Origin of the sequence: Stenotrophomonas sp. SPM, from assembly GCF_003105135.1 — a bacterium.
Taxonomy (GTDB): domain Bacteria; phylum Pseudomonadota; class Gammaproteobacteria; order Xanthomonadales; family Xanthomonadaceae; genus Stenotrophomonas.
This window is the reverse complement of record NZ_QETL01000049.1, coordinates 21,540-28,133: the sequence shown is the minus strand read 5'-3', so window position 1 is coordinate 28,133 and position 6,594 is coordinate 21,540. Positions and strand designations below refer to the sequence as shown.

At 69.5% G+C, this 6,594-nt stretch carries 6 protein-coding genes; 5 read left to right on the top strand and 1 reads right to left on the bottom strand.

Features of this window, described 5'->3' with window-relative positions; genetic code table 11:
• Positions 1–99: LysM domain-containing protein (locus DCO49_RS11915; protein ID WP_133249427.1), on the top strand; the 99-nt coding region annotated here is incomplete at its 5' end.
• A 270-nt stretch (positions 100–369) separates the two neighbouring features.
• On the opposite strand, the gene DCO49_RS11910 is transcribed toward DCO49_RS11915, so the two are convergent.
• Positions 370–2,325: a peptidyl-prolyl cis-trans isomerase gene (locus DCO49_RS11910; protein ID WP_116864205.1), complete on the bottom strand. Its 1,956-nt coding sequence runs from the start codon at positions 2,323–2,325 to the stop codon at positions 370–372.
• Between the two features lie 227 nt (positions 2,326–2,552).
• On the opposite strand from DCO49_RS11910, the gene DCO49_RS11905 reads away from it, so the two are divergent.
• Genes DCO49_RS11905 through DCO49_RS11890 form a run of 4 tightly spaced genes read left to right on the top strand, consistent with a single transcriptional unit; the run spans position 2,553 to position 6,589 of the window.
• On the top strand, positions 2,553–3,509 hold the full coding sequence (locus DCO49_RS11905; protein WP_243402725.1) for an NAD(P)-dependent oxidoreductase: 957 nt from the start codon (positions 2,553–2,555) through the stop codon (positions 3,507–3,509).
• A complete protein-coding gene (locus DCO49_RS11900) occupies positions 3,497–4,681 on the top strand; it encodes a glycosyltransferase (RefSeq protein WP_116864204.1) in 1,185 nt (394 codons plus the stop codon). Before DCO49_RS11905 ends, DCO49_RS11900 begins: the two co-directional genes overlap by 13 nt.
• Entirely contained in the window at positions 4,659–5,264 is a 606-nt protein-coding gene (locus DCO49_RS11895) for a hypothetical protein (RefSeq protein WP_133249426.1), read from the top strand. Before DCO49_RS11900 ends, DCO49_RS11895 begins: the two co-directional genes overlap by 23 nt.
• Positions 5,261–6,589, top strand: a complete 1,329-nt coding sequence (locus tag DCO49_RS11890) for a nucleotide disphospho-sugar-binding domain-containing protein (protein WP_243402724.1) — start codon at positions 5,261–5,263, stop codon at positions 6,587–6,589. Before DCO49_RS11895 ends, DCO49_RS11890 begins: the two co-directional genes overlap by 4 nt.
• Positions 6,590–6,594: the final 5 nt, after the last annotated feature.

Genomic DNA, 6,594 nt, shown 5'->3' with positions numbered 1-6,594 from the left:
CGCCGCTACGGCATGCCGGTGAAGGCCCTGCTCTCGTTGAACGGCGTGAGCGGCAGCAGCGTGCTGAAGCCCGGCGCCGTCCTGCGCATCGAAGACTGACAGCCGCAACCGGCTCTTTGTAAAGGTCGAGCTTGCTCGACCGCTCTTCTGCTCTTCCGCCCTTTGTAGAGTCGAGCCATGCTCGACTGCTCTTCTCTCTGTAGAGTCGAGCCATGCTCGACTGCTTCTGCACGTCCAGTCGAGCATGGCTCGACTCTACAAAAGCGGTCGAGCAAGCTCGACCCCTACCAGGCCCCAGGCCATTCCCCCCCGCACCAACAAAAAAGGCCCGGCATTGCCGGGCCCTCTTCGTCCTGCTCGCCTGGCGGCTTACAGGTTCGCTTCGGTGGTCTGCACCACGAACTTCTTGCGCATCGCGTCGATGTAGGCCTTGGCTGCCGCCATGCCGTCGATCTGGCTCAGCTGGTCCTTCAGCTGCTTCTGCTGTTCCGGCGTCACTTCCTTGATGTTGCCCGGGGTGACCTTGTTCACCACGAACACCAGCGCGTGGCCGTTGACGTCGACCTTGCCGTAGCTCGGCTTGCCTTCGGCCGGCACCGGCGCACTGAAGATGGCGCGGTTGATTTCCGGGGTCGGCACCGGCTGGCTGCGCGGCAGGCCCGGCATCGGGCTGACCTGCAGCTTGTCGCTGGCCACCAGCGACTGCAGGCTGGCACCGCCCTTCAGCTTGGCCAGCACGGCGTCAGCCGCCTTGTCGCTGGCCTGGCGCTGGCGGTCGGCACGGATCGCGGCGATGACCTGCTCACGGGCCTTGTCCAGCGGCAGTGCCTGTTCCGGGGTATGCGCGGCCACGCGGATCACGACACTGTGGTTGGTGCTGCCGCCCAGGGCGATCGGATCGCTGGCGGTACCGTCCTGCACCATCACGTCGGAGAACGCCGAGCGCAGCACGGCCGGATCGGCGGCGATGCCGCTGGCGGTGGCACGGGTGATCGGGCCCAGGGTCTGCACCGGCAGGTCGACCGACTTGGCTGCAGCAACGAGGTCGCTCGGGCTCTTGTTGATGGCATCGACCAGGCGGCCGGCCAGGTCGTTGAAGCTACGCTCGCCATCGGCCTTCAGCTGCTCGGCGGCCAGCACGTCACGCACTTGCTCGAACGACTTGCCTTCGCCACCGCGCACGGCCGCGACCTTGATGATGTGGTAACCGAAGTCGGTCTTGACCGGACCGATCACGTCACCCGCCTTGGCAGCAAACAGCGCGTCCTCGAACGGCTTCACCATCGCGCCACGCTCGACCCAGCCCAGGTCACCACCCTGGTCCTTGGACCCCGGGTCTTCCGAGTTGGCCTTGGCCAGTGCGGCGAAGTTGGCACCGGCGGCCTTGGCTTCGGTGGCCAGCTTGGCGGCCTTGGCTTCGGCACCGTCGCCGGTGATCAGGATGTGCGAGGCCTGGCGCTGTTCCGGGGTCGCGAACTTTGCCTTCTCTTCTTCATAGCGCTTGCGCAGGGCGGCCTCGTCGGCCGGCACCGGCGCCGGCAGGTTGGCACCGTTGAGCTCGACGTATTCCAGCGAGACCGATTCGGCCTGGCGGAAATCCTTGCCGTGGCTGTCGTACCACTGCTTGATCTGCGCGTCGGTGACCGGCGCAGTATCGGCCGGCACTTCCGGCAGCGCGACCAGCTCGACGTCACGGGTCTCGCCCAGCAGCTTCAGCAGGCGCTCGGTCTCGGCCTGGGTGACGAAGCCCGAGTTCTGCAGGCCGGCCGGGATCACCGACTGCTGCAGGCTGGCACGCACTTCTTCCTGGAACTGCGACGGGGTACGCGGCGGATTGCCACCGCCCAGTGCCAGCCGGTAGTTGTTCTCGTTGAACTTGCCATCGCTGCCCAGGAAGGCCGGGATGGTCATGATGTAGTCGCGCACGGCGCCGTCACCGACGACCACGCCGGCCTGTTCGCCCACCAGGCGCACGACCTGCTCGTCGATCAGCTGGTCCAGCACGGCCAGCTTGTTCTCGGTGCTCTCGAACGCGCGCGGGTCGAAGTTCTCGCCCTGCTGCTGGCGCTCACGCATGCGCTCCTGCTCGAAGCGGGTGCGGAAATCCTGCGCGCTGATCTCATGGTGCTGCCACAGCATGCGCACCGGCCACCACGACGGCGCCGAGCGCCACCAGGTCGGCGGTGCCGAAACCTTGGCTACGTTCTGTGCGCCGACACCACCGAGGTAGCTGTTGTCGATCACGAACAGGAACGGAATCATCAGCAGCCCCAGGATCACGGTGACGATCCAGCCTGAGGTCTTGTCGCGGAGTTTCTGCAGCATGGTGAGGAATCACATGGCCTGATTGGCGAGCCCGGCAGTGTAACCCGCTTCGCGGCCCGCACCAAAAACGGCGCGGAGGCAGGCGGGACAAGGATCTGCGCCGCATGCGCAGCCGCCACGCCCATGCCAGCGCTGGGCGCAGACGCGGCAGCAGGCGCATACTGGCCGGTCAGATGGGCGGCATGCCCCGGCTGCGGCGCGTTACAGGCACAAGGAGGACCCCATCCATGCGCATCCTGGTCACCGGCGCCTCCGGCTTCGTGGGGGGCGCCCTGCTGCGCCGCCTTGCCGACGTGCCCGGCGTGCAGGCCTTCGGTGTCGCCCGCCGCCCGCTGCCCCTGCCCAGCTACGCCGCGCGCGACCTGTCGCAGCCTCTCGAGCTGCCGTTCCGGCCCGACGTGGTGGTGCATGCCGCCGCCCGCGTCGCCCCGTGGGGCAGCCCGGCGCAGTTCCGCCAGCAGAACGTGGACAGCACCGCGCAGGTGATCGAGTTCTGCCGACGCAATGGCCATCCGCGCCTGCTGCTGGTGTCCAGCACCGCGGTGTTCTACCGCGAGGCGCACCAGCATGACCTGGACGAGGACAGCCCGATCGGCCCGGGCTTCCTGAATGAATATGCGCGCAGCAAGGCCGAGGCGGAGCGCCTGCTGGCCCGCTACGACGGCCCGTCCTGCATCCTGCGACCGCGAGCCGTGTTCGGCCCCGGTGACACCGTGCTGCTGCCGCGCCTGCTGGCGGCCGCGCGCCGCGGTGGCGTGCCGCTGCTGGTCAGCCCCGGTGGCCCGCCGAAGATCGACCTGATCCACATCGACACGTTGGTGGAGTACCTGCTGCGCGCCGCCCAAGCCCCGCAGCTCGGCCCGGCCTACAACCTGACCAATGCCACCCCGGTGGACCTGCACGCCCTGCTGCAGCGTTTGCTGGCCGCCCTGCAGCTGCCAGCCCCACGCCGCCGCGTGCCGACCGGGCTGGCCCTGCGCACGGCCAGTGTGATCGAAGCCGGCTGGCGCGTCCTGCGCCTGCGCAGCGAGCCGCCGATCACCCGCTTCGGCGTGGCCGCCTTCGCCTATTCAAAAACCTTCAATCCGCAGCGCATGCTGGCCGACCTGGGGCCACCCCGGGTTTCGTTGGAGGACGGTATCGAGCGCTTCATCAGCGAACAGCGTGCGCAATGGGAGGCCTGAGCCTGAACGGGATAACCCTGGCCAGCCTGCTGCTGGCGGCCCTGTACCTGCTGCTGATGGGCCTCAAGGCTGCCGGCGCCCTGCGCATCCTCGGCCAGCGTCCGCCCCGGCCGCAGGCGCCCGCCGGCCATGACGGCCGCGGCGTGGCCATCCTGCAGCCCATCCTCGGCGGCGACCCGCTGCTGGCGCAGGTGCTGCAGCACAACCTGCAGGCGCTACCCGGCGCGCATTTCCACTGGCTGCTGGACGAGGCCGACGCCATCGGACGCGCCACTGCGGATGCGCTGTACGCGGCACACCGCGGCCACCAGATCACGCGCCTGGTCTACCCGGCCGCGCCGGAAGGGACCAACCCGAAGACCTTTAAGCTGGACGCGGTGCTGCCGCAGGTGCGCGAACCGGTGCTGCTGGTGCTGGACGACGATGCACGCCTGTCGGCCGCAGCGCTGGCGCAGCTGGTCGATGAACTGGGCGCGGCCGACGCCGACCTGGTCACCGCCCTGCCCTGCTACCGCGACGACGGCGCACGCGGCGCACGTCTGATGGCGCAGTTCGTCAACAACAATGCGGTGCTGACCTACCTCGGCCTGCTGCCGTGGCTGCCGCCGCTGTCGATCAACGGCATGTGCTACGCGCTGCGCAGCGAACGCCTGCGTGAGCTGGGCGGGTTCACCCCGCTGCTGCGGATGCTGGCCGACGACCTCGCCCTGGCCCGTGCGCTGCGCCGGCAGGGGGCGCGCCTGTTCCAGTCCACCGCGCCGGTGGACGTGCAGACCCACGTGCCAACGCTGCAGCGCTACCGCCAGCAGATGCACCGCTGGATGCTGTTTGCCGTGCTGCTGCTGCGCGATGAATCACCGCGCCTGCGCCTGTTGATCGGCGTGCTGCATGGATTGCCACCGCTGCTGCTGTGGGCGTTGCTGGTGCTGGCCGTACTACCACCGATCGGGCTGCCGGCGCTCGTTGCCACGCTGGTGCTGGTGCTGCGCACATCCCTGCTGCTGCACCTGCAACGCCAAGCCGGCGGCCACGCCCGACATCGTCCGCTGGCCTCACTGCTGGCCGAACTGCTGCAGCCGCTGCACCTGCTGCATGCGGTCTGCGTGCGGCGCATCCGCTGGCGCACGCGGCTGTACCAGGTGCACGCCAATGATGATTTCCAGGGCGGCTGAGCCGATGCCCACGGCCGCACCGCAACTGCAGCTGGCCTTCCTCACCGGCCAGAGCGATCCGGCGCGCTGTGCGCTGAGCCCGCTCCAGCGCGCATTCGGTGATGCCCTGCTGGCACCCGGCCGGGTGCTGCATCCCTGCAATTTCCCTTACGACGCCGCCACGCCCGATCACCAGCCAGCCGCGCTGCTGGCGGCCAGCTGGCACAACAGCCGCCACTACCTGCGCTCGCGCCGGCCCGGTTTCGCCGCAGCGCACGCACCGGCACTGGCCCAGCTGCTGCACGCCGCACCGCACACCCTGCTGCTGGTTGGCAGCTGCGGGCTGGAGCTGCTGGCCAACCTCACCCTGCCGCCCGCCCTGGCGCAGCGCTGCAGCGTGCTGGCCTACGGGCCGGTCGCACGCCGCGCACCCAAGGTGGCGCACCTGCAGGTACTGGTGGGCCGCCAGGACTGGATCTCGCGGCTCGGCTGGCGCGGTGCACGGCAGTGGGTGGACAGCGGCCACATGAACTATCTGCAGCAGCCGGACGTGCTGGCCATCGCCCGTGCACTGGCCGCGCGCCTGCAGCAGGAGCACGCATGAAGATCGAACTGCTCGCCCCGCCCTACAGCGGCCACCTGCACCCGATCCTCGCCATCGCCCGCCAGCTGCAGCCACAGCACGACGTAACCGTGCTGAGCACGCCCGGCGCACAGGCAGCGATCTCGGCCAGCGGGCTCAACGGTGGCGTGCTGCTGTCGGCAGACCAGGAAGCAGCGCTGTGGCAGATCGCCAACCCGCCCAAGCCGGTCAAGGCCAACCCGCTGCGACTGCACGCGCAGCTGACCCAGGCCCTGCGGCTGATGGAGCAGATGCGGACGGCGCTGCAGCAGCGCTGGCAACACGCCCGCCCGGATCTGGCCATCGTCGATTTCACCCTGCCGCCTGCGGGCCTGCTGGCGGCCGAGCTCGGTATCCGCTGGTGGACCAGCCTGCCCTCGCCCTGCGTGCTGGACTGCGCCGACGGCCCGCCGCCGTATCTGGGCGGTCAGGGCCCGGCGCGCACGCGCTGGCAGGCACTGCAGCACGCCGGCGGCCGGCAGCTGACCCGGCTGTTCAAGCGCGGGGTGCACGCCTGGCAGCGCTCGGCGATGCAGCGGCTGGGCGTGCCGTCGATCTATCGCGCCGATGGCAGCGAACGGGTGTATTCAGATGAATGCATCCTCGCCCTGGGCGTGCCGGAGCTGGAGTTTCCGCGCACCTGGCCACGCGCGCTGCAGTTCATCGGGCCGATGCTGCACACCCCGCCCAGCACGCACGCGGCGCCGCCGTTCGTGGATGGCGCGCGGCATCTGCTGGTCACCGCCGGCACCCACCAGGACTGGATCAAGCCGCGCCTGGCCGAGGCGGCAGCGACGCTGGCGGCGCTGCACCCGCAATGGCAGATCCACGTCAGCGACGGCCACCAGCATGAAACAAGCGATGCATTGCAGCCGCTGCCGAACCTGCACCGGCTGCCGTTCGTCGATTACGCGCGGCACCTGCACCGCTATGACCGCGTGCTGCACCACGGTGGCGCCGGCGTGATGTACCACGCACTGCGCGCCGGCGTGCCATCGCTGGTCCATCCGCTGGATTACGACCAGTTCGACCACGCCGCGCGATTGCAGGAGGCAGGCGCAGGGTTGTGGCTGCGCGATCTGGAGCAGCTGCCTGCGCTGTTCGCGCGTGGGCTGCAGCCCGATGCGTTCCCGGGGCTGGCTGCGCTGCAGGCGTCGGTGCAGCGGCATATGGCGGTGGAGTCGGTGCTCGACCGCGTCGCTTCGCTGAAGCAGCAGCGCCGGGCCACGCCCGGCGGCCAGGGACATGCACAGACCCCGAAAAGGCAAAATGCCCGCAGGTCCAGGACCGACGGGCATCTTCATTGACACTT